The organism is Rhizobium oryzicola (genome assembly GCF_030504645.1).
Lineage (GTDB): Bacteria > Pseudomonadota > Alphaproteobacteria > Rhizobiales > Rhizobiaceae > Neorhizobium > Neorhizobium oryzicola.
Window position 1 is genome coordinate 1 of the sequence record NZ_JAUKWQ010000006.1, and the last position, 21095, is coordinate 21095.

The following is a 21095-nucleotide window of genomic DNA, read 5'->3' on the forward strand; positions in this document are numbered from 1 at the left end:
CCTTTCAAGCCGGTTTTGCGCAGATCCTGTCCATGGCATCTCGGGCAATCCATCCGCGACCCTCCTCTCCAAATCACCTGCCGGAACCAAATAGAATCCCGAAAGCTGATTCTGTAAACACTGCCCCTTGTGGGGGAGATGGCGGCAGCCAGAGGGGGAGTTAACTCTTCTTCGCAGGGCTCCAAACCCTTGCCCTTCACCTGCAAAACAGCCTAAACCTCGCATCCTACAGCGAGGTTTCCCATGACATTCTCCATCAGCACCTGGAACATCAATTCCGTGCGGCTCAGGCTGCCGATCGTCCAGCAGTTCCTGGTCCGTGAGCAGCCGGATATTCTGTGCCTGCAGGAGATCAAGTGCCGGGCGGAGGAGTTTCCGCTCGAGCCGCTGAAGGCCATGGGTTACGAACACATCATCCTGCACGGCCAGAAGGGTTATCACGGCGTTGCCATCGTCTCGAAGCTGCCGCTGACGGAAGAGCATCGTCAAAACTACTGCGGCATGGGCGACGCCCGCCACATCTCCGCACTCTTCGAGCGCGGACCGCACCGTATCCGCCTGCATAATTTCTATGTCCCCGCCGGCGGCGACGAGCCGGACCGCAGCATCAATCCCAAGTTCGGACACAAGCTCGATTTCGTGGAAGAGATGAAGGCGCTGAAAGCCTCTTCCCCCGGAATATCATCCATCCTCGTCGGCGATCTCAACATCGCGCCACTGGAGCATGATGTCTGGTCGCACAAGCAGCTGTTGAAGATCGTCAGCCATACGCCTGTTGAAACCGAGCGACTGACCGAGGTGATGCAGAAGGGCGGCTGGCTGGACCTGATGCGCCAGCATATCCCCGCGTCCGAAAAGCTCTATACTTGGTGGAGCTACCGCGCCAAGGACTGGGAGGCCGCCGATCGTGGCCGCCGTCTCGACCATATCTGGTCCTCGCCGGATCTTGGCCCCTTCCTGGATAAGATCGAGGTGCTCAAGGAAGCGCGCGGCTGGAATCAGCCATCGGACCATGTGCCCGTCACGGCGACGTTCAAATTTTAAACTCGTGCCGCATTCGTGCGCATAATCTGCATTCTATCGGCAACAGAGCCAAGCGAGGTTCGACATGACTGATGCTGAACAGGGGCTCAGACGGGCGGTGTTGCTTGTGGCGCTTGCCAACCTCGCCTATTTCGTCGTTGAGTTCATCGTTTCGCTCAGAATCGGCTCGGCGTCTCTGCTGGCAGACAGCGCGGACTTTTTGGAAGATGCGTCGGTCAATCTGCTGATCTTTTTCGCGCTCGGCTGGACGCCGAAGCTTCGCGCAAGGGCAGGCATGCTGATGGCGCTGATCCTGCTCGCGCCGGCGCTCGCCTTTCTCTGGACGGCCTGGCAGAAGATCATCGCACCCGTGCCGCCGGACGCGGTTGCACTCACGTTGACGGGTCTTGGCGCGCTCCTTGTCAATGTCAGCTGTGCGTTTCTGCTGGCGAAATATCGCCATCACAGCGGCTCGTTGACCCGCGCAGCGTTTCTCTCCGCGCGCAACGATGCCTTTGCCAATATAGCCATCATCCTTGCCGGATGCGTCACGGCCTATCTCTGGTCGTCTGCCTGGCCTGATCTCATCGTCGGCCTCGGCATTGCCTATATGAACCTGGATGCCGCGAAGGAAGTCTGGGAAGCGGCGCGTGAAGAGCATGAGGCTGCGGCGTAGCGCCTCACTCTCACCCGAACCGGCCCGCCATAGCCGCCGCCGCATTTGCGAGATCGACCAGGTTCTGGCGGATGCGGTCTTCGAGGATGCGGGCAACAGCCGGATATTCTTCCAGCAGGCGATGGAAGAGCGAGCGGGGGATGCGCACCACCTCGCCATCTTCTGCCGCGACAGCGGTGAACTTGCGCTCCACCATCGTCACCAGCGCGAGTTCCGAGAGCAGCGTTCCCGGCGTGGCCGTGCCCTGTCGCTCCGCCATGCCGTCGCGGCTCTCGGTGTAGAGATCGAAGCGCCCGCGCGCGACGACGAAGGCGCATTCCGCGGGAGAGTGCTCGCGAAAAAGTGCCTGCCCCTTTTGAATGCTGCGCCTCTCCGCCCCGAAGGCGATCAGCCGCAACTGGTCGCCATCGAGACCCTGAAACAGGGGCACCTGTGAGAGAAGCTGGATGTCGTCGCTGAGCGCCATCTGGTCTTCCGCTTACGGAACGATCTTGTAGCCACCGTTTTCGGTGACGAGGATTTCCGCGTTGGAGGGATCGCGCTCGATCTTCTGGCGCAGGCGGTAGACATGGGTTTCCAGCGTATGGGTGGTGACGCCGGAATTGTAGCCCCAGACCTCTTCCAGCAGGACGTCGCGCGTCACGACCTTCTGGCCGGCACGGTAGAGATACCGGATGATGGCTGCTTCCTTTTCCGTCAGGCGAATCTTCTTGCCGTCATCTGTGGTCAGCAGCTTCTGGCTCGGTTTGAACAGGTAGGGACCAACGGTGAAGGTTGCGTCTTCGCTCTGCTCATACTGGCGCAGCTGTGCACGGATGCGGGCAAGCAGCACAGCGAAACGGAAAGGCTTCGTCACGTAATCATTGGCGCCCGCTTCGAGACCGAGGATGGTATCGGAATCGGTATCGTGGCCGGTCAGCATGATGATGGGCGCCTTGAAGCCGCCCTTGCGCAGCAGCTTCACCGCCTCGCGCCCGTCCATGTCGGGCAGGCCCACATCCATGATCAGCAGGTCGATCTGGCGGGATTTGGCGGTTGCCATGGCCTTTGTGGCGTTCGCCTCCTGCAGCAGGCTGAATTCCTCATAGAGAGACAGCTGCTCGATCAGCGTCTCGCGCAGGTCTTCATCGTCATCCACCAGCAATACGGTGCGAGCTGCCATGCAGTGTTTGCCTTTCCTTTTTCCGTCAGCCCTCTGCTCACCATGAGCAGGAGACTGCGGTCGGGTCTGTAGGATCTCGAAATCATCGTGCTATGAAAGCATACCAAATCATATTCAAAGCAAAATCATGTGAGAAAAATGGCAGGTTCCCACAGGCAAATAGGGCGTGTGCCGTCCATTGTCACCGTTCGGCCCGCACCGGGGGCAAAAAGTCGTGCCCTGGTTCAGTGTGGCGGCATCACGGTGCCGGCTGCCATTGGCCGTTCAGGACGCACCGCATTGAAGCGGGAAGGGGATGGCGGAACGCCGATTGCGCCGATGAAACTGCTTTACGGCTTCATTCGCGGAGAGCGGCCGCAGGGCATCCGCACGCCGCTTGTTCTGAAGCGCATCCGCGCTGATATGCTGTGGTGTGACGAACCGAAGCATCCCACCTATAACCGACTGGTGCGCCAGCCCCTGAAGGCAAGCCATGAAGAGATGCGCCGCAAGGACGGTCTTTACGACATCTGCCTCGTGCTCGACTGGAACATCTGCTCGCGCAAGCGCTACGGAGGCTCAGCCATCTTCTTCCACCTGATCAAGCCGGGTTATGAACCGACGGCTGGATGCATCGCCGTCAGCCGCAGGGATATGCTGAGGCTGCTTCCCTATCTTCGCCGAGGGACGGTGGTCAGGGTTGCCTGAACTATCGGCCGATCGTGATCGCACCAGCCGCCACGATCAGGCAGGCGATGACGCGGCGTGGGGTTAGCCTTTCCCCAAGAAAAATCCAGCCAATCACGGCAGCGAACACCACGCTTGTTTCTCGGATGGCCGAAACAGGCCCCGCTGGCCCGAGCGAATAGGCGCCAATAATGGCGGCATAGGAGAGAAGGGCGAGAATACCGCCCGCAACAGCCTTCCAGCTTTCGGCAGATCGGACTTCAAAGCGCAGCCGCCCTCGCATGACCGTGTAGACGCAAAGCTGCAGAACGCCGTAGAGAAAGATGACCCAGGCCGCATAGACACCCGGCGTCTCAACATGCTTGACCCCGATGGAATCGATCGTCGCATAGGTCGCGATCAGTGTTCCGCTGAACAGGGCGAGCAAGATCGACGAGGTCGGTGCGCGGCTCTTTCCCAAAGCCAGGCTCATGATGCCGGCTGCGATCAGCACCACGCCGGCCATTTGCGTCCAAGCCAGATGGATGCCTGAAAAAAGATAGCCACCGAGGCTAACCATCAGGGGCACCGTGCCGCGGATGACGGGATAGATCTGCCCTAAGTCCCCGTAACGATAGGCGGCAATGAGAAAGACGGTGTAGATGATCTGCAGTGCGCAGGAGATCAGAATATAGGCAAAGCCCGTTGCCGAGGGCAGCGGGAAGATGAAGAGAAAGGGTATCGCCACAACGGTGCCGGCGATGCTCATGATCGTGACCGACCAAAGGCGGTCCGCCCCGGAACGGAGAAAAGCGTTCCAGCTGGCATGCAGCGCGGCTGCAAACAGAGCAAGACCAATGAGGGCAGGATTCACGCGACGCTCCCGGTTGCGGCCAGGAGGTGACGAAGGGCGGTAGGATCAGGGAACATCAGACAGACCATTTGTTGACGTGACCGTATCCGAGTTGCACTGGCCGTCAAATTGAAATTTGTCATCCTGCTGTCCCATAAATTCAAAGAAAAACCGCCGGACCTTTCGATCCGGCGGCCAATCATTGAGTCTGAAGCGAAAAGCTTACTTCCACTCGCGGATGTCGACGAAGTGGCCAGCAACCGCAGCAGCGGCAGCCATGGCGGGCGATACGAGGTGCGTGCGGCCCTTGTAGCCCTGACGTCCTTCGAAGTTCCGGTTGGAGGTGGATGCGCAACGCTCACCTGGCTTCAGGCGGTCGTCGTTCATGGCCAGGCACATGGAGCAACCCGGCTCGCGCCATTCAAAACCGGCTTCCTTGAAAATCTTGTCGAGGCCTTCGGCTTCCGCCTGTTCCTTCACGATGCCGGAGCCCGGAACGATCATGGCGGAAACGGTGGATGCAACCTTCTTGCCTTCGACAACCTTGGCAGCGGCGCGCAGGTCTTCGATGCGGCCGTTGGTGCAGGAGCCGATGAAGACGCGGTCAACCGCGATATCGGTGATCTTGGTGCCCGGCTTCAGGCCCATATAATCCAGCGCGCGCCACTTGGAGGTGCGCTTGGTCTCGTCCTGAATATCATCCGGGTTCGGCACAATGCCCTGAACCGAAATCACGTCTTCCGGCGAAGAGCCCCAGGAGACGATCGGCGGCAAGTTGGCGGCATCGAGAACGACGACGCGGTCGTAATGCGCGCCTTCGTCGGAATGCAGCGTCTTCCAGTAGTCAAGCGCCATGTCCCAGGCCTTGCCCTTTGGAGCGCGCGGCTTGTCCTTGATGTATTCGAAGGTGGTTTCATCCGGCGCGATGAGACCGGCGCGGGCACCGCCTTCGATCGTCATGTTGCAGACGGTCATGCGACCTTCCATCGAGAGCGAGCGAATGGCTTCGCCCGCGAACTCGATGACGTGGCCGGTGCCGCCTGCGGTGCCGATTTCACCGATGATGGCGAGGATGATATCCTTGGCGGTGACGCCCGGAGGCAATTGACCATCCACACGCACCAGCATGTTCTTGGCCTTCTTCTGCACCAGCGTCTGGGTGGCGAGAACATGCTCGACCTCGGACGTGCCGATACCATGCGCGAGAGCGCCGAAAGCGCCATGCGTGGAGGTGTGGCTGTCGCCGCAGACGATGGTCATGCCCGGCAGGGTGAAGCCCTGTTCCGGACCGACGATGTGCACGATGCCCTGACGCTTGTCCTTTTCCGAGTAGTACTCGACGCCGAAGTCATGCGCATTCTGGGCCAGCGCTTCCACCTGGATGCGGCTTTCCTCGTTCTTGATGCCGGTGTGGCGGTCCGGAGTCGTCGGCACGTTGTGGTCCACGACGGCCAGCGTCTTTTCCGGGGCGCGAACCTTGCGGCCTGCCAGACGCAGGCCTTCGAAGGCCTGCGGGCTCGTCACCTCATGCACGAGGTGACGGTCGATGTAGAGAAGACAGGTGCCGGTTTCGTCGGTCGAGACGACGTGGTCATCCCAGATCTTGTCATAGAGAGTACGCGGTGCGCTCATGGCTGCCATCCATTTGATATCGGAAAACAAGGGATTTGAATTCGGCAGCATCGGCTGCCGCACGTCATGCAATCAGGCGTGACGAAGTCGGCTGTTCAGAGCACCGGAAATGCGCGCGAAAAACCGTGCCGGCAGACGCTTGTGGTCCTGCAGCACAATGTAGTGGTTCGCGAGGCATCCGAATTTTGATCCCATGCCGTTGGACTTAGCAGTTTTTTGCGTGGGCGGCAATCGCTGTGGGCTCGGTCTGATGGTCTGAAGTTGTCGTGAGATTGTCACACAGCTTTCGCCATTTCATGCTTCATCTTCTTCCCAATAGAGGAGATGTTCCATGACCCCACCGATGCACGATGACGTCAACCGTTTGAAAGAAGAGATCATCGACAGCTTCGATGAAGAACTGGAGCTACAGCTCGAGGAAGAGCGCATCGAAGATCTGGTGCGGGAAGGGCTTTCTGAGCCGACGCTGGATCGCAAGATCTATTTCCGCGAACTCTTCCGTCTTCAGCATGAACTGGTGCGTCTGCAGGATTGGGTGCAGTATAAGAAGCTGAAGGTCGTGATTCTGTTCGAAGGCCGCGACTCCGCCGGCAAGGGCGGTGCCATCAAGCGCGTCACGCAGCGGCTCAACCCGCGTGTTGCCCGCGTCGTGGCTCTGCCAGCACCGACCGAGCGCGAGCGCAGCCAGTGGTATTTCCAGCGTTATGTTCCGCATCTGCCGTCAGCCGGCGAAATGGTGCTGTTCGACCGTTCCTGGTACAACCGTGCCGGCGTCGAACGCGTGATGGGTTTCTGCACGCCTGACCAGGTGGAGGAATTCTTCCGCGACGTGCCGGAATTCGAGCGCATGCTGGTTCGCTCCGGGATCATTCTTCTGAAGTACTGGTTCTCGATCACGGATGAGGAGCAGGAATTCCGCTTCCGCATGCGCATCAACGATCCGTTGAAGCAGTGGAAGTTGTCACCCATGGACCTGCAGAGCCGTGTTCACTGGGAAGACTATACGCGCGCCAAGGAAGAGATGCTGGAACGCACGCATATTCCAGAAGCTCCGTGGTGGGTCGTGCAGGCGGTCGACAAGAAGAAGGCGCGCCTCAACATGATCGCACATCTTCTGGCGCAGATCCCCTATGAGCATGTGCCGAAGGAACATGTGGAGCTTCCAGCTCGCGTTCGTCATGCGGATTACATTCGCCATCCGGTACCGCCGGAAATGTATGTACCGGAACTTTACTGATCCTATCATATTCGTACCGGTCGGTGACTCGCACACTGGCCGGCCACTTGCCACCAAAGTCTTTTTCTCTAAATCAATCTCCTTCGAGTTGCGCTTCAGGCGTGGCGTAAAGCGTTAAGGAGAATACCCCGTGGTTTCAGAAAAAGACTTGATCACGAAGATCACCTGGCGGCTCATGCCGTTTCTCGGGCTTCTCTACCTGATCGCCTATATCGACCGTCAGAATGTCAGTTTTGCAAAGCTACAGATGGTGGGCGATCTCGGCATGAGCGAGTATGCCTATGGTCTTGGCGCTTCGCTCTTCTTCATCGGTTATTTTCTGTTCGAAGTTCCGAGCAACCTGTTTTTGAACAGGTTCGGAGCCAGCGTATGGTTTGCCCGCATCATGATCAGCTGGGGTGCGGTCACCATCGCGTTGGCCTATACGCAGAACGCGACGATGTTCTACATCCTGCGTTTCTTGCTGGGCGTGGCCGAAGCCGGCTTCTTCCCCGGTGTGCTGTTTCTTCTGACGCTCTGGTTCCCCAAGGATTACCGCGGCCGGATGGTTGGCCTCTTCATGATCTTCAGCGCCATTGCCAATGCGGTCGGCGCGCCGCTGGGCGGCATGCTGCTCGATCTCGATGGCCTCTGGGGTTATGCAGGCTGGGAGTGGGTCTTCCTCGCCACGGGTGTTCCGGCTGTTCTCGCGGGTATCGTAACCCTGTTCTATCTGGATGATACGCCTGACAAAGCCAAGTTCCTGGATGAGGACGAGAAGCGCTGGCTGCAGGATCGTCTCGCGCAGGAAAATGCCGGCATGGACCAGCATTCCGAAAATGGATTCAAGGCACTGACCAATCCGCGCGTGCTGTTGATGGCGCTCTGCTATGTCGGCTTTCCGCTGGCGGCCTACGGCCTGAGCTACTGGCTGCCGACGATCGTCAAGGGATTTGGCGTGTCGAACACCATGAATGGTGTCATCAATATCATTCCCTGGGTGGTGGTCGCGATTGCGCTTTGGGCTGTACCGGCGGCTGCGGATAAGACGGAAAACAAGACGCCCTATATTGTGGGGCCCGCCTTCGTCGGGGCTCTCTGCCTTGCGCTATCCGTGGTCGTGACCTCTCCCATCCTGCAGTTTGCCTTCCTCTGCATCGCGGCAGCGGGCATTTTTGCCGGTCAGCCGGTGTTCTGGAGCCTGCCGGGACGCTTCCTGAAAGGTGCAGGCGCCGCAGCTGGCATTGCCGCCATCAATTCGGTCGGCAATCTCGGCGGCTTCGTTGCGCAGAACGTCGTGCCCTGGATCAAAGATGCGTACGGCAGCACGATCCTGCCTATGTTCTTCCTGGCTGCATGTCTTGCGATTGCGGGTCTCCTGGTGATTATGGTGGGACGCATGGCAGCCCGGCGCGCGACTGGGGCGCATTGAGCCTCGGCACGAGCGAGTATGGGAGGTTACGTTTTCCTGCCTAGAGGCAGAAAAACTGCCTCCTTTCGTTCGGCGGTCTCTTGGTTATGGTCTACTCGCCTGATGCGTTTGTGGCGATGGCATAATGGAGACCAAAGATGCAATCACCAAAGACGAAAGCCGCGCTTTGCGCGCTCGGAATCCTCATGGCTGGTTCCTCGACCAGCTTCGCCCAGGAGGCCGTTGTCGCTGCAAGCGACAAGGAAGCCCTGTTCACCAGCCCCGACCCGAAACTCAATGCTAACAAGCAGGTGGCATACAAGATCTTCCGTGATCTGCTGGAGGCGAACCACTGGGACAAGGCCAGTGACTATCTGACGGAGCGCTATCTTCAGCATAACCCAAACGCTGCGTCTGGCCGTGACGGCGTCGTGGCTTTCTTCACCAAGGTTTTGAAGCGCGAGAAGACGCCGATCCCGGACAAGATCAAGTCACCTGTCGTGTTTGTTACGGCGGAAGGCGACTTCGTAACTGTGGCAACGGTGCGGACGGAAAAGGATCCGAAAGATCCGTCCAAGACCTATACGACGACATGGTACGACACATGGCGCTTCGTGGACGGCAAGGCCGACGAGCACTGGGATTCATCGCCGAAGTTCTGACTTAGGCTTCATTCCTACGGCGCATGGATTTCTCGATGCGCCGCAGGATCAGCGACAGGCCAAGTGTCAGCATCAGGTAGATATAGGCGACGATGGAATAGGTCTCGAAAAAGCGGAAGGAGCCTGCCGCATAGACCTTTCCCAATTGCGTAATATCCGCCACGCCCAGCACCGAAACCAGCGAACTGTCCTTGGTCATGGCAACGAAATCGTTCGAGAGCGGCGGAAAGACGGTGCGAAGCGCCTGCGGCAGGACGACCAGCCGGAACCGCTGAAACGAACTGAGGCCAAGAGCCTTGGCCGCTTCGATCTGCCCCTTGTCGACCGCTTCGATGCCCGCTCGAAAGATCTCTGCGATAAAGGCGCCGTAGCACAATGTCAGCGCCATGATGGCTCGCCAGGTAAGCGAGAAGTCGCGAACCAGAATTGCGTCCATCCACCCATTGCGGATGAGCGGTACACGGAGCCAGTTGAATGCATCAACAATGGCAGGCGCGCCCACGAAAGCGATGTAGAACAGCACGACGAGAACTGGAATGCCGCGCATCAACTCGATGTAGAAGCGGCACAGATTGCGCAGAACGATATTATCCGCCATGCCGGCCACCGCAATGAGAAGGCCCCAGAGGCAAGCCAGCGCGAAGGCCGTGATAGTGACTGAGACAGTGACCCAGAGCCCGTTGATGACCGTCAGGAAGACTTGGGCGAAGATGCCGCTGAGCGCAATCACTGCCGCCAGAATGAGGCCCAGCAGCAAAAAGCCCATCAACCACCAGGGAAAATCCTGGGCGGTTCTCCAGCGTTGCAATCTGCGTGAGGGCTGCTGGCCTTCAGAAGGAGATACGGGCAAGGGTCATTCGCCCAGCTTGTAATCCAGGAACCACTTCTTATCGAGCGCGGCCAACGTTCCATCCGCCTTCAAGGCGGCGATCGCTGCATTGATGGGGGCAACCAGATCGGAGCCCTTCTTGAAAATGAAGCCGAAATCATCGCCGCCCAGTGGGCCGCCGATAAGTTTCAGGGTGCCGTTGGAGGCTTCCACATACCCCTTGCCGGCAACACCGTCCGTCAGGACCAGATCCACGTCACCGGCCTTCAGCGTCTGCACGGTAGCACCGAAGGTTTCAAGCAGTTTCACACGCGGGTTCTGCTCGTTGCCATCCAGAATGTCGTAGATCGCGGTGTAGAAGGATGTGGTCCCCGCCTGGGCCCCAACCAGTGTCTTCGGGTTGGCGGCAAAGCTCTTTGCATCTGTGAAGCGCTTCTCGTCGGCGCGCACCAGCATGAACATTTCGGAACGCATATAGGGGTCGGAGAAATCCACCTTCTCCTTACGCTCCGGCTTGATGCTGATGCCGGTCATGCCGATGTCATACTGGCCTTGAGATACCGCGGGTATCATGGCGTCCCAGGAGGTGTTGCGATATTCCACCTTCGCGTTCAGCCGCTTGGCGATCTCGTTCATCGCATCATATTCCCAGCCGATGGCCTTGCCGGACTTGGGGTCGACGAACTGCAGCGGCGGGTATGCGTTTTCCGTGACCACCACGATGCTGCGCGCTTTGAGGTCCGGCAGACCATCAGCAATCGCAAGGGCTGGCGACAGAAGGGCAAGCGCGAAACCTGCAAGCAGCGAGCGTCTGGACGGCATGGCAATCTCCTCAAATGATGAAGGAAAATGCCCCGTCAGGCGTCCTGAGGCAAGCGAAACGCATCAAAGCAAAAAGGCGATCCGAAGACCGCCTTTTCGTGAAAACCGGATTTCCGGAATTCTTATTCTGCAGCGGCTTCTGCAGCCTTTGCAGCTTCAGCGGCTTCTGCTGCTGCCTTTTCGGCGGCGAGAGCCTGTGCTGCTGCAACCTTTTCAGCTTCCAGACGTGCCTTTTCGTCGGCAGCGGCGGAACGCTCGGCGTCGTTGAGCTTGCGAGCGCGGATGTTGGTTGCTTCGACGATACGGGCAGACTTACCGCGACGGTCGCGCAGGTAGTAGAGCTTCGCACGACGGACCTTACCGCGGCGAACGACTTCAACGCTGTCGATCATCGGGGAGTAGATCGGGAATACGCGCTCGACGCCTTCGCCGTAGGAGATCTTGCGAACGGTGAAGCTTTCGTTGATGCCGCCGCCGGAGCGGGCAATGCAAACGCCTTCATAGGCCTGAACGCGGGTACGGTTACCTTCCGTAACCTTTACGTTCACGCGCAGCGTATCACCGGGGGAGAATTCTGGGAGCTTGCGGATGGCTTCGATCTTGGCAGCCTGTTCGGCTTCCAGCTGAGCGATAATGTTGGTCATGTTAACCTCTAGGTTCTTCTGAAACGACCAGAGCGTTCTCAGCGCATTCCTCGGATCTTCCTTGGAAGCGTGTCAAAAGGCCAATGCCTTCAAACAGGAGCGGGTTCGTCATTCTTTGTTGCGGTCAACGGGAGCTACTCCCATTTCCGCGTGGGCCATTACACCAAACTGTCATGCTTGTCACCCCTGTCTCTGGTGGAATGCTGCGGGCGGGGCCGAAAAGTTCGTCCTTCAGTGCCCTTGTCGTCCGTCTGGTCCCTTTGTATTCCAGATGCCTGAAATGGGAGGACATCATGACCGTGGTCACAATTGCGCTGCTACTTGCGGCGGGCTTTCTGTCGGGCGCGGTCAATGCGATTGCGGGCGGCGGCACCTTTCTTACATTCGGTGCGCTGACGCTGGCCGGCATTGCGCCGATTTCCGCCAACGCCACATCCTCCATCGTGCAGTTTCCGGGCTATGTGACCTCGACGCTCGCCTATGTACAGGAGCTGAAACGCAGCGGGAAGACGGTGATCATCCTCTCCATTGTGTCCATTGCGGGCGGTATTGCGGGCGCGTTGATCCTGCTGTCGCTCAGCAACCCGTCCTTCCGGGCGCTCGTACCCTGGCTTCTGGCAGGGGCCACGGCCATCTTTGCGGCAGGTCCCTGGTTGAAGCCATCGGCCTCCACCGAACATCCCTCGACGACACCTTCCAGCCTGATCGCCCAGTTCCTGACGGCAATTTATGGCGGCTTCTTCGGCGCAGGAATGGGCATCATGATGCTGGCCATGCTGGGGCTGACGGCCGGCGGCAGCTATCATCATCTCAATGCGCTGAAGAACCTGCTCGCCATGATGATTGCCGGCGTCGCCATCATTATCTTCGTGGGCGGCGGTGTCGTTGCCTGGATGCAGGCCTTGGTGATGCTGCCGGCATCCGCAGCCGGAGGCTATGCTGGCGTGTGGCTGGCAAAGCGCGTGCCGCAGAATGTCATGCGCATGATTGTCGTGGCGGTTGGGATCGCCCTGACGATCTATTACTTCGTCACGGGTTGAGGTTTTGCAGGCAACAGGTCCGGACGCCGTTCCCTGGTCAGCGCCAGCGCCTGCTCATGCCGCCATTTGTCGATCGCCGCATGATTGCCCGAGGTGAGAACAGCCGGGATCTCGCGGCCTTCAAAGACCTGCGGGCGGGTGTAATGCGGATGCTCCAGAAGGCCGGTCTCGAAACTTTCATGCGTGCCGGAATGCACATTGCCCATGACACCCGGCAGGATACGCACCACGGCATCGAGTAGCGTCAGTGCTGCTGGCTCGCCGCCGGAGAGGATGTAATCGCCGATCGAGACTTCCTCGAGCTGGCGCGCATCAATCACGCGCTGGTCGACGCCTTCGAACCGGCCGCAGACGATCACGACACCTTCGGCTTCTGCCAGTTCCCGCACCCGTTCCTGCGTTAGCGGCTTGCCGCGCGGGCTCATCAATAGGCGGGGGCGCGTATCCGATGCGACCGAGTCGATTGCTTTGGCCAGAATGTCCGGCTTCAGCACCATGCCGGCGCCGCCGCCTGCGGGAGTATCGTCCACAGTGCGGTGCTTGTCCTCGGCAAAGTCGCGGGTCTGCACAGTTTCCAGCGACCACTGGCCGCGTTCCATGGCTTTGCCTGCCAGGGAGTGGCCGAGATGACCCGGAAACATTTCAGGATAAAGGGTGAGGATCGTTGCGCGAAACGGCATCGGGAAACTATTCGTCATCCTCGTGCTCGCCGGGCTTCGGTTCGTCATCGTCAGGGTTGTCGATGAGACCGGCGGCGAGTGGGTCGATCAGAAGGCGCCCGGCTTCCAGATCGATTTCCAGAACGGCAGCTTCCGAAAACGGAATGAGCGTCGGGCGGCGGCCCGGACCCTTCAGCTCCAAGAGATCGCCGGCGCCGAAATCATAGACGGCACTCACGCGTCCATAGCTTTTGCCATCCGCATCCAGCGCTTCCAGCCCTTCGAGGTCCGCGTAGAAGAACTCGTCTTCCTCCAGTTCCTCATCCGGCAAATTGTCCCGCTCGATGAAAAGCTCCAGCCCGTTCAGGGCTTCGGCGGCGTTGCGATCATTGATGCCGCGAAAGCGAACGATCACCACATTCTTGGCTTCACGGATTTCCAGGATCTCGAAGGTGCGGCCGTCTTCGCTGTGCAGATTGCCGTAATCGCCGAGCGCCAGCGGATCTTCGGTAAAGGCGCGCACGCGCACATCACCGCGCAAGCCCTGGGCTGCGCCGATTGTCGCCATCAGAATCGGGTTTCGAAGCTTTGCCATGCCACCTTCGTTTCCTGTTTGGCGAGCGTATTAAAGTTTTTTTGCCCGTTTGAAAACAGAAGACGGGCGGCATGTTGCCATGCCACCCGTCTAAAAACACTTGGAAGCCCGAAATTATTCGGCAGCAGCGGCGGCGTCAGCAGCCTTCTGTGCCTTTTCGGCAGCGCGCTCCTGAGCCTTCTTGCCCGGCTTTGCCTTTTCCGGGTTGCTGCGAGCGGCGCGCTCGACAATGCCGGCTTCAGCGAGGAAACGCAGAACGCGGTCGGTCGGCTGGGCGCCCTTGGCAACCCATTCCTTGACGCGCTCGACGTTCAGCGTCACGCGGTTTTCGGAATCCTTGCCGAGCATCGGGTTCCAGGCGCCAACCGTTTCGATGAAACGGCCATCGCGCGGCGAACGGGCGTCAGCGATAACGATGTGGTAGTACGGGCGCTTCTTGGAACCACCACGGGCGAGACGGATCTTCAGGGACATTTCAAACTCCTTCAGGTTCGGTTTGGGCCGCCATCCACGGCGGGCCTTAGTTTCTTGAGGCTGCCCTCAGGCAGTCTTTTCGGTGACACCGCCATGTTCGGCGGCAATGGCTTCATGATGCCGGATGACTTCCTTGATGATGAAGTTCAGGAACTTCTCGGCGAAATCCGGATCCAGCTGCGCATCCTTGGCAAGCCGCCGCAGACGTTCAATCTGGTATTCTTCGCGCGCCGGGTCTGCCGGCGGCAAATCGTGCAGGGCCTTCAGGATGCCCACTTCCTTGGTGCAGCGAAAACGCTCCGCCAGCATATGAACGAGGGCCGCATCGATATTGTCGATGGACTGGCGATACTTGCCCAGCTGTTCCTTGATTTTGGGATCGACCATGGCGCGCACCACTCACTTCTTCTTCGGGAAACCGGGAAGGCCCGGCATGCCGCCGAGACCTGGAAGCTTCGCGCCGCCCAGACCCGGCATACCGGGAAGGCCACCTGGCAGACCGCCCGGAAGGCCGGGCATGGAGCCCGGCTTGATGCCTGCTGCTTCCGCCTGCTTGGCCAGCGCCTCCAGCTGCTTCGGGTCCATGCTGGACAGATCCGGCATGCCCATGCCGCCGCCGAGGCCCATCTTGCCGGCAAGACCGCCCATCAGCTGCTTCATCATGCCGCCGCCCTTCTTGCCGCCCATCATTTTCATCATGTCGGCCATCTGGCGATGCATTTTCAGAAGCTTGTTGATTTCGGCGGCATCCGTGCCGGAGCCCGCGGCAATGCGCTTCTTGCGGCTGTGCTTCAGAATATCGGGGTTGGCGCGCTCGGCCTTGGTCATGGAGGAGATGATCGCCAGCTGGCGATCGAACATCTTGTCGTTCATGCCGGATGCGGCGAGCTTGTCCTTCATGCCGGCCATGCCGGGCATCATGCCCATGATGCCGCCCATGCCGCCAAGCGACTTCATCTGCTTCAGCTGTTCGGCCAGATCGTTCAGGTCGAACTTGCCCTTGGCCATCTTTTCGGCCATGGCGCGCGCCTTTTCGGCGTCGATATTTTCCGCGGCCTTTTCGACCAGCGAAACGATATCGCCCATGCCGAGAATGCGGTCGGCGATGCGGCGCGGGTGGAACTCATCGAGCTCCGACATCTTTTCGCCGACACCGATCAGCTTGATCGGCTTGCCGGTCACGGCGCGCATGGAAAGAGCAGCACCACCACGGCCATCGCCGTCCATGCGGGTCAGCACGAGACCGGTGATGCCGACGCGCTCATCGAAATTGCGGGCGAGGTTGACGGCGTCCTGACCGGTCAGCGAATCCGCGACCAGCAGAATTTCATGCGGCTTGGAGCGGGCCTTGATCTCGGCCATCTCCGCCATCAGCGGCTCGTCGATATGCGTGCGGCCGGCGGTGTCGAGGATGACGACGTCATGACCACCAAGCTTGGCCGCCTGCACGGCGCGGGACGCGATATCGGTCGGCGACTGGCCGGCGATGATCGGAAGCGTGTCGACACCCGTCTGGATGCCGAGCTGGCGGAGCTGCTCCTGCGCGGCCGGACGGCGCGTATCGAGCGAGGCCATCAGGACCTTCTTGCGGTCGCGATCCGTCAGGCGCTTGGCAATCTTGCCGGTCGTGGTGGTCTTACCCGAACCCTGAAGACCGACCATCATGATGACGACGGGGGCCGGGGCGTTGAGGTCAATGGACACACCTTCGGTGCCCAGCATCTCGATCAGTTCGTCATGAACGATCTTGACCACCATCTGGCCAGGCTTGATCGACTTCAGAACGGCGGCGCCGACGGCCTTCTCACGGACGCGATCGGTGAAGGAGCGAACGACTTCCAGTGCCACGTCCGCTTCCAAAAGCGCACGGCGAACCTCGCGCATGGCTGCCGAGACATCCGCCTCGGAGAGCGCGCCACGGCCGGTCAGTCCACTCAAGATGGAACCAAGACGGTCCTGGAGGTTATCGAACATCGTTTCATCCTTCTTGACGTTACCAGGCAAACCGGAACGTCGGTTCTTCACCACCGAAAAACAAGACGCATAGCCAAAAAGCACCCGAGGGCGCATCGCGCTGTCGGGTGTTGACCTCCGGGATCTCTTTATACCTTTACGGGTCCCGGTCGGCGGCTAAAGTCTCATCAACTTCGGCAGATTGCGGTGCTTAAACAGGAAGAGGTCGGGAAAGTCAAGGCTTGGCGCTGATGGTACCTGCCGCTGAGCCGTTTGCATCCATGTTGGACACACCCTATTTCGACTATATCATGTCTCGGGGATCGTCAGGGAGCATTCATGGCCGGCAGAGCATCTGGAAATCGCTACTACACCGGCCCCATCTCCGACCACTTCGACGGCATCCGTTTTTTCAATCCTGGCGGGGAAGAGCCGAAGGGCCTGGGCGGCTTGTTGAAGTGGCGCTTCAACGGCAAAAGCGTCGCCTGGCCGAAATCCTATCCGAGCCCTTTCGAACCGGCTGTGCCGGAAAGGCGGATATCCGGTCCGCAACTGGTGGTGACGGCGGTCGGCCATGCCTCGTTCCTCATCCAGGCGGCGGGCCTGAATATTCTGACCGATCCCGTCTGGTCCGAGCGGACGAGCCCGTTTTCCTCCGTGGGTCCGAAGCGGGTCAATGCGCCCGGCATCAGGTTCCAGGATCTGCCTGTCATCGACATCGTGATCGTGACCCACAATCACTACGATCACATGGACCTCGCCACGCTGAAGCGCCTGCAGGAGGCGCATCGGCCGCACTTCGCGACGCCGCTCGGCAATGACGCCATCCTGCGGCCGGCTCTGGGCGATGCCAATATCACTGTGGTGGATTGGGGTGATGCCGTCTATGCGGGAAAGGGCGTCACGCTTCATTGCGAACCTTGCCATCACTGGTCGGCACGTGGAATGCGTGATCGACGCATGGCGCTCTGGGCCGCGTTCGTCATCGAAACGCCTGTAGGCAAGATCTACCACATCGGCGACACGGGCTTTCATGGCGGCATCAATTATGCGGCAGCGGCCGAAAAGCACGGGTCTTTCCGGCTCGCGATCCTGCCGATCGGCGCCTATGAGCCGCAATGGTTCATGAAGGCGCAGCACCAAAACCCGGCGGAAGCGGTGCAAGGCATGCAGCTTTGCCGCGCCGCCACGGCGATTGCCCATCACTGGGGCACGTTCAAGCTGACGGATGAGGGGATCGAGGAGCCTCTAGCGGCATTGAGTGTTGCGCTGACGGAAGCCGGTATCCGGCCGGAGCGGTTTCGCCCGCTTCGACCCGGCGAGGTGTTCGAGGTGCCGGACCTGTGATCGTCATCACGTCCAAGACTGTCATGGAACATTGACAAGCCGGATCGATTGCCGGAAGATTTGAACATTCACCAGGGGTGTCCCGCAAGGGGCTGAGATTCCGCTAGGCTTAAAGCAGCGCGGTGACCCGTTGAACCTGATCCAGTTCATACTGGCGTAGGGACGGTGCGAGCGCTGCGTTACCATGCCAGTATTGGGCGGGTAAAATGCGTCTTTCCATCATTCCGGCTGTCATGACTGGGTCTCCAACCTGAACACTTGGAGCCTCAAAAATGAATATCGCCCCGCAATTTCCGACCCCTGAAGTCACCACGGGTCCGCTTCCCGCCTCGACCAAGATCCATATTCCCGGCGAACTGCATCCACAGATCCGCGTGCCCCTGCGCCAGATCGCGCTGCATCCGACCTCCGGCGAACCGCCGGTCAATGTCTATGATTCGTCCGGCCCCTATACCGATCCGGCAGCATCCATCTCCATCGATGCCGGTCTGCCGAAGCTGCGCCGCGACTGGATCATCGCGCGTGGCGATGTGGAAGCCTATGCGGGTCGCGTGGTAAAGCCAGAGGACAATGGCTTCGTCAGCGGGGACAAGCTGACGCCGGAATTTCCAGTGCGCGCCGAGCCCCTGCGCGCCAAACCGGGCAAGGCGGTGACGCAGCTGGCCTATGCGCGCGCCGGGATCATCACGCCTGAGATGGAATTCATCGCCATCCGCGAAAACCTGGGCCGTAAAGCCGCCAAGGAAAAGCTAGAGCGCGATGGCGAAAGCTTCGGCGCGCATATCCCGGACTACGTCACGCCGGAATTCGTGCGACAGGAAGTGGCCGCAGGCCGCGCCATCATTCCCGCCAACATCAATCACCCGGAAAGCGAGCCGATGATCATCGGCCGGAATTTTCTGGTGAAGATCAACGCCAATATTGGCAACTCCGCCGTCACCTCCTCCATGGCGGAAGAGGTGGAGAAGATGGTCTGGGCGATCCGCTGGGGTGCGGATACTGTCATGGACCTCTCCACCGGCCGCAACATTCACAATATCCGTGACTGGATCATCCGCAATTCGCCGGTGCCGATCGGCACGGTGCCGCTCTATCAGGCGCTGGAAAAGGTGGGTGGCATTGCCGAAAACCTGACCTGGGAAGTGTTCCGCGACACGCTGATCGAGCAGGCGGAGCAGGGCGTGGATTACTTCACCATCCATGCCGGCGTGCGGCTTGCCTATATTCCGCTGACCGTCAACCGCGTCACCGGCATCGTCTCGCGCGGCGGCTCGATCATGGCCAAGTGGTGTCTGCATCACCACAAGGAGAGCTTCCTCTACGAGCACTTCGAAGAGATCTGCGATATCTGCCGCGCCTACGACGTCTCCTTCTCGCTGGGTGACGGTCTTCGCCCCGGTTCGATTGCCGATGCCAATGATGCTGCCCAGTTCGCCGAACTGGAAACGCTCGGCGAGCTTACCCAGATTGCCTGGGCGAAGGATTGCCAGGTGATGATCGAAGGTCCCGGCCATGTTCCCATGCACAAGATCAAGGAGAACATGGACAAGCAGTTGAAGACCTGCGGCGAAGCGCCGTTCTATACGCTCGGACCCCTGACGACGGATATCGCGCCGGGCTATGATCACATCACCTCGGGCATCGGTGCGGCCATGATCGGCTGGTTCGGCACGGCCATGCTCTGCTATGTCACGCCGAAGGAACATCTCGGTCTGCCGGATCGCAACGACGTGAAGGTCGGTGTCATCACCTACAAGATCGCCGCCCACGCCGCCGATCTCGCCAAAGGCCATCCGGCAGCACAGGTGCGCGATGATGCGCTGTCGCGTGCCCGCTTCGAGTTCCGTTGGGAAGATCAGTTCAACCTGTCGCTCGACCCGGATACGGCGCGCTCCTTCCACGATGAAACCCTGCCGAAGGAAGCGCACAAGGTCGCGCATTTCTGCTCCATGTGCGGTCCGAAATTCTGCTCCATGCGCATTTCCCACGACATCCGTGCCGAGGCGCAGAAGGAAGGGCTGGAGGCCATGGCGGCGAAGTATCGCGAGGGCGGCGATCTCTACATGCCGGTGGAGTCTGTAAAGTGATCATTCCGAGGCTAGACCCCTCCCCAACCCCTCCCCACAAGGGGGAGGGGCTTAATCAGTCGAGCCGTCTCAAACTCTTTTGGGGCAAGGCGGTGCCTCGGGTGTTCTCCCCCCTCGTGGGGGAGATGGCGGCAGCCAGAGGGGGAATTTCTTTCCTATGTCACGCCAGCACGGCAAATGGATTGGAGAAGCTTCCACCATGTCCATTCTGATCAAGGGGGCCGGCGTTGCCGGCCTCACCGCCGCCTTTGAGCTCGCATCCCGCGGCTTTGAGGTGGAGGTTTATGAACGATCAACCGAGACGGGGCACGGTGCCTCCCATTATGCGGGAGGCATGCTGGCGCCCTGGTGCGAGCGGGAGGCGGCGGAAGAGGTCGTGTTGACGCTGGGCCTCGCTGCCGCAGACTGGTGGGAAAAGGCGCTTCCCGGTCAGGTGACGCGCAAGGGAACGCTGGTGCTGTCCACCGAGCGCGACCAGAGCGATCTCAAGCGCTTTGCCAGTCGCACCAGCGGATATGAGTGGCTTGATGGGGATGGAATTGCCGCGCTTGAACCGGCTCTCTCGGGACGATTCCGTCCCGGTCTGTTCTTTGCCGGTGAGGCGCATCTGGACCCGCGCAAGGCCTTGCAGGGGCTGCATCAGGCTCTTGTGGCGAAGGGCGTACGCTTCCATTTTGGAGCCGAACCGGAGGGCCACTATGCCCAGGTGATCGATTGCACCGGCTCTGCTGCTATCGAAACCCTGTCCGGTCTTCGCGGCGTCCGTGGCGAAATGATCTACCTGGAAACGCCCGAGGTGACGCTGTCGCGACCTATCCGCCTGCTGCATCCGCGCCATCCGATCTATATCGTTCCGCGGGACGGCCATCGCTTCATGGTAGGCGCGACGATGATCGAGGCTGACGATGATGGCCCGATCAGTGCGCGTTCGCTGATGGAATTTCTCAATGCCGCCTATGCCCTGCATCCCACTTTCGGGGAGGCGCGGCTTATCGAAACCGGCGTCGGCATCCGTCCCGCCTTTGCCGACAACCTGCCGCGTGTGGTGGAAACGGCAGACGGCTTTGCCATTGCGGGCATGCATCGCCACGGTTTTCTGCTGGCGCCCGCCATGGCGCGGCAGTTGACCGAAAAGCTTAACGTCAACGACCGGAGGAAAAGCGCATGATCCGCGTGATCGTCAATGGTGAGGCGCAGGAATGCGCCGCCCGAACTCTCTCCGATCTGCTGACCGCGCTGGACTACGAGGGCGATTGGCTTGCCACTGCCGTCAACGGCAATCTCGTACAACGCGAGGAGCGGGCCGAGTGGCCGCTGAAGGAGGGAGACCGGGTGGAAATCCTCGCTCCCATGCAGGGAGGCTGA

At 59.9% G+C, this 21095-nt stretch carries 23 protein-coding genes and 1 riboswitch; of the genes, 11 read left to right on the forward strand and 12 right to left on the reverse strand.

The features are described 5' to 3' along the window. Positions 1 to 243 precede the first annotated feature (243 nt). Positions 244 to 1044, forward strand: coding sequence for an exodeoxyribonuclease III (locus tag Q2T52_RS17810; protein ID WP_302078169.1), 801 nt, complete (start codon positions 244 to 246; stop codon positions 1042 to 1044). A 64-nt stretch (positions 1045 to 1108) separates the two neighbouring features. Then, positions 1109 to 1699: a cation efflux transmembrane domain-containing protein gene (locus Q2T52_RS17815; RefSeq protein ID WP_302078170.1), complete on the forward strand. Its 591-nt coding sequence runs from the start codon at positions 1109 to 1111 to the stop codon at positions 1697 to 1699. A gap of 10 nt (positions 1700 to 1709) precedes the next feature. On the opposite strand, the gene Q2T52_RS17820 is transcribed toward Q2T52_RS17815, so the two are convergent. Together Q2T52_RS17820 and Q2T52_RS17825 are read right to left on the reverse strand one after the other, a co-directional pair. Beyond that, complete coding sequence (locus Q2T52_RS17820) at positions 1710 to 2165, reverse strand: cyclic nucleotide-binding domain-containing protein (protein WP_302078171.1); 456 nt, start codon at positions 2163 to 2165, stop codon at positions 1710 to 1712. A 12-nt stretch (positions 2166 to 2177) separates the two neighbouring features. Beyond that, positions 2178 to 2861: a response regulator transcription factor gene (locus Q2T52_RS17825; protein WP_302078172.1), complete on the reverse strand. Its 684-nt coding sequence runs from the start codon at positions 2859 to 2861 to the stop codon at positions 2178 to 2180. A 138-nt stretch (positions 2862 to 2999) separates the two neighbouring features. Here Q2T52_RS17825 and Q2T52_RS17830 point away from each other — a divergent pair, with 138 nt between their 5' ends. Beyond that, the gene (locus Q2T52_RS17830) at positions 3000 to 3548 is read left to right on the forward strand and encodes a L,D-transpeptidase family protein (protein ID WP_302078173.1); all 549 of its coding nucleotides are present in this window, start codon (positions 3000 to 3002) and stop codon (positions 3546 to 3548) included. 1 nt (position 3549) lies between these two features. Here Q2T52_RS17830 and Q2T52_RS17835 read toward each other — a convergent pair whose 3' ends face one another. Continuing rightward, positions 3550 to 4380 carry an EamA family transporter gene (locus tag Q2T52_RS17835; RefSeq protein ID WP_302078174.1) on the reverse strand — a complete coding sequence of 277 codons (831 nt, stop codon included), beginning with the start codon at positions 4378 to 4380 and terminating at the stop codon, positions 3550 to 3552. A 201-nt stretch (positions 4381 to 4581) separates the two neighbouring features. Continuing rightward, positions 4582 to 5991 carry a 3-isopropylmalate dehydratase large subunit gene (leuC, locus tag Q2T52_RS17840; protein ID WP_302078175.1) on the reverse strand — a complete coding sequence of 470 codons (1410 nt, stop codon included), beginning with the start codon at positions 5989 to 5991 and terminating at the stop codon, positions 4582 to 4584. A 331-nt stretch (positions 5992 to 6322) separates the two neighbouring features. Here leuC and ppk2 point away from each other — a divergent pair, with 331 nt between their 5' ends. The 3 genes from ppk2 (at position 6323) to Q2T52_RS17855 (ending at position 9280) form a co-directional block, all read left to right on the forward strand. Next, positions 6323 to 7228 (forward strand): polyphosphate kinase 2, encoded by a 906-nt coding sequence (gene ppk2, locus Q2T52_RS17845; RefSeq protein ID WP_302078176.1) that lies wholly within the window; start codon positions 6323 to 6325, stop codon positions 7226 to 7228. Positions 7229 to 7358: 130 nt separating this feature from the next. Continuing rightward, the gene (locus Q2T52_RS17850) at positions 7359 to 8639 is read left to right on the forward strand and encodes an MFS transporter (RefSeq protein ID WP_302078177.1); all 1281 of its coding nucleotides are present in this window, start codon (positions 7359 to 7361) and stop codon (positions 8637 to 8639) included. Positions 8640 to 8776: 137 nt separating this feature from the next. Continuing rightward, positions 8777 to 9280 carry a nuclear transport factor 2 family protein gene (locus Q2T52_RS17855; protein ID WP_302078179.1) on the forward strand — a complete coding sequence of 168 codons (504 nt, stop codon included), beginning with the start codon at positions 8777 to 8779 and terminating at the stop codon, positions 9278 to 9280. Between the two features lies 1 nt (position 9281). Here the strand turns inward: Q2T52_RS17855 and Q2T52_RS17860 are convergent, their stop codons facing one another. From Q2T52_RS17860 to rplS, 3 genes are all read right to left on the reverse strand, one after another. Beyond that, complete coding sequence (locus Q2T52_RS17860) at positions 9282 to 10046, reverse strand: amino acid ABC transporter permease (RefSeq protein WP_302078180.1); 765 nt, start codon at positions 10044 to 10046, stop codon at positions 9282 to 9284. Positions 10047 to 10133: 87 nt separating this feature from the next. Further along, a complete protein-coding gene (locus Q2T52_RS17865) occupies positions 10134 to 10931 on the reverse strand; it encodes a transporter substrate-binding domain-containing protein (RefSeq protein WP_302078181.1) in 798 nt (265 codons plus the stop codon). Between the two features lie 122 nt (positions 10932 to 11053). Beyond that, positions 11054 to 11575: a 50S ribosomal protein L19 gene (rplS, locus tag Q2T52_RS17870; RefSeq protein WP_302078182.1), complete on the reverse strand. Its 522-nt coding sequence runs from the start codon at positions 11573 to 11575 to the stop codon at positions 11054 to 11056. 293 nt (positions 11576 to 11868) lie between these two features. Between rplS and Q2T52_RS17875 the strand changes: the two genes are divergently transcribed. After that, positions 11869 to 12615 carry a sulfite exporter TauE/SafE family protein gene (locus Q2T52_RS17875; protein ID WP_302078183.1) on the forward strand — a complete coding sequence of 249 codons (747 nt, stop codon included), beginning with the start codon at positions 11869 to 11871 and terminating at the stop codon, positions 12613 to 12615. On the opposite strand, the gene trmD is transcribed toward Q2T52_RS17875, so the two are convergent. From trmD to ffh, 5 genes are all read right to left on the reverse strand, one after another. Continuing rightward, positions 12597 to 13295, reverse strand: a complete 699-nt coding sequence (gene trmD, locus Q2T52_RS17880; RefSeq protein ID WP_302078367.1) for a tRNA (guanosine(37)-N1)-methyltransferase TrmD — start codon at positions 13293 to 13295, stop codon at positions 12597 to 12599. The two genes, Q2T52_RS17875 and trmD, sit on opposite strands and share 19 nt — an antisense overlap. A 7-nt stretch (positions 13296 to 13302) precedes the next feature. Then, positions 13303 to 13869: a ribosome maturation factor RimM gene (gene rimM, locus Q2T52_RS17885; RefSeq protein WP_302078184.1), complete on the reverse strand. Its 567-nt coding sequence runs from the start codon at positions 13867 to 13869 to the stop codon at positions 13303 to 13305. Between the two features lie 114 nt (positions 13870 to 13983). After that, on the reverse strand, positions 13984 to 14343 hold the full coding sequence (gene rpsP / locus Q2T52_RS17890) for a 30S ribosomal protein S16 (RefSeq protein WP_302078185.1): 360 nt from the start codon (positions 14341 to 14343) through the stop codon (positions 13984 to 13986). A gap of 66 nt (positions 14344 to 14409) precedes the next feature. Beyond that, complete coding sequence (locus Q2T52_RS17895; RefSeq protein ID WP_302078186.1) at positions 14410 to 14730, reverse strand: chorismate mutase; 321 nt, start codon at positions 14728 to 14730, stop codon at positions 14410 to 14412. 12 nt (positions 14731 to 14742) lie between these two features. Next, positions 14743 to 16317, reverse strand: a complete 1575-nt coding sequence (ffh, locus tag Q2T52_RS17900) for a signal recognition particle protein (protein ID WP_302078187.1) — start codon at positions 16315 to 16317, stop codon at positions 14743 to 14745. A 318-nt stretch (positions 16318 to 16635) separates the two neighbouring features. On the opposite strand from ffh, the gene Q2T52_RS17905 reads away from it, so the two are divergent. The 4 genes from Q2T52_RS17905 (at position 16636) to thiS (ending at position 21095) form a co-directional block, all read left to right on the forward strand. Next, on the forward strand, positions 16636 to 17643 hold the full coding sequence (locus tag Q2T52_RS17905) for an MBL fold metallo-hydrolase (protein ID WP_302078188.1): 1008 nt from the start codon (positions 16636 to 16638) through the stop codon (positions 17641 to 17643). A 63-nt stretch (positions 17644 to 17706) separates the two neighbouring features. After that, positions 17707 to 17824: riboswitch (TPP riboswitch) on the forward strand. A 91-nt stretch (positions 17825 to 17915) separates the two neighbouring features. Further along, positions 17916 to 19730 carry a phosphomethylpyrimidine synthase ThiC gene (gene thiC, locus Q2T52_RS17910; protein WP_302078189.1) on the forward strand — a complete coding sequence of 605 codons (1815 nt, stop codon included), beginning with the start codon at positions 17916 to 17918 and terminating at the stop codon, positions 19728 to 19730. A 199-nt stretch (positions 19731 to 19929) separates the two neighbouring features. Then, positions 19930 to 20898 carry a glycine oxidase ThiO gene (gene thiO, locus Q2T52_RS17915; RefSeq protein WP_302078190.1) on the forward strand — a complete coding sequence of 323 codons (969 nt, stop codon included), beginning with the start codon at positions 19930 to 19932 and terminating at the stop codon, positions 20896 to 20898. Further along, on the forward strand, positions 20898 to 21095 hold the full coding sequence (thiS, locus tag Q2T52_RS17920; protein ID WP_302078368.1) for a sulfur carrier protein ThiS: 198 nt from the start codon (positions 20898 to 20900) through the stop codon (positions 21093 to 21095). Before thiO ends, thiS begins: the two co-directional genes overlap by 1 nt.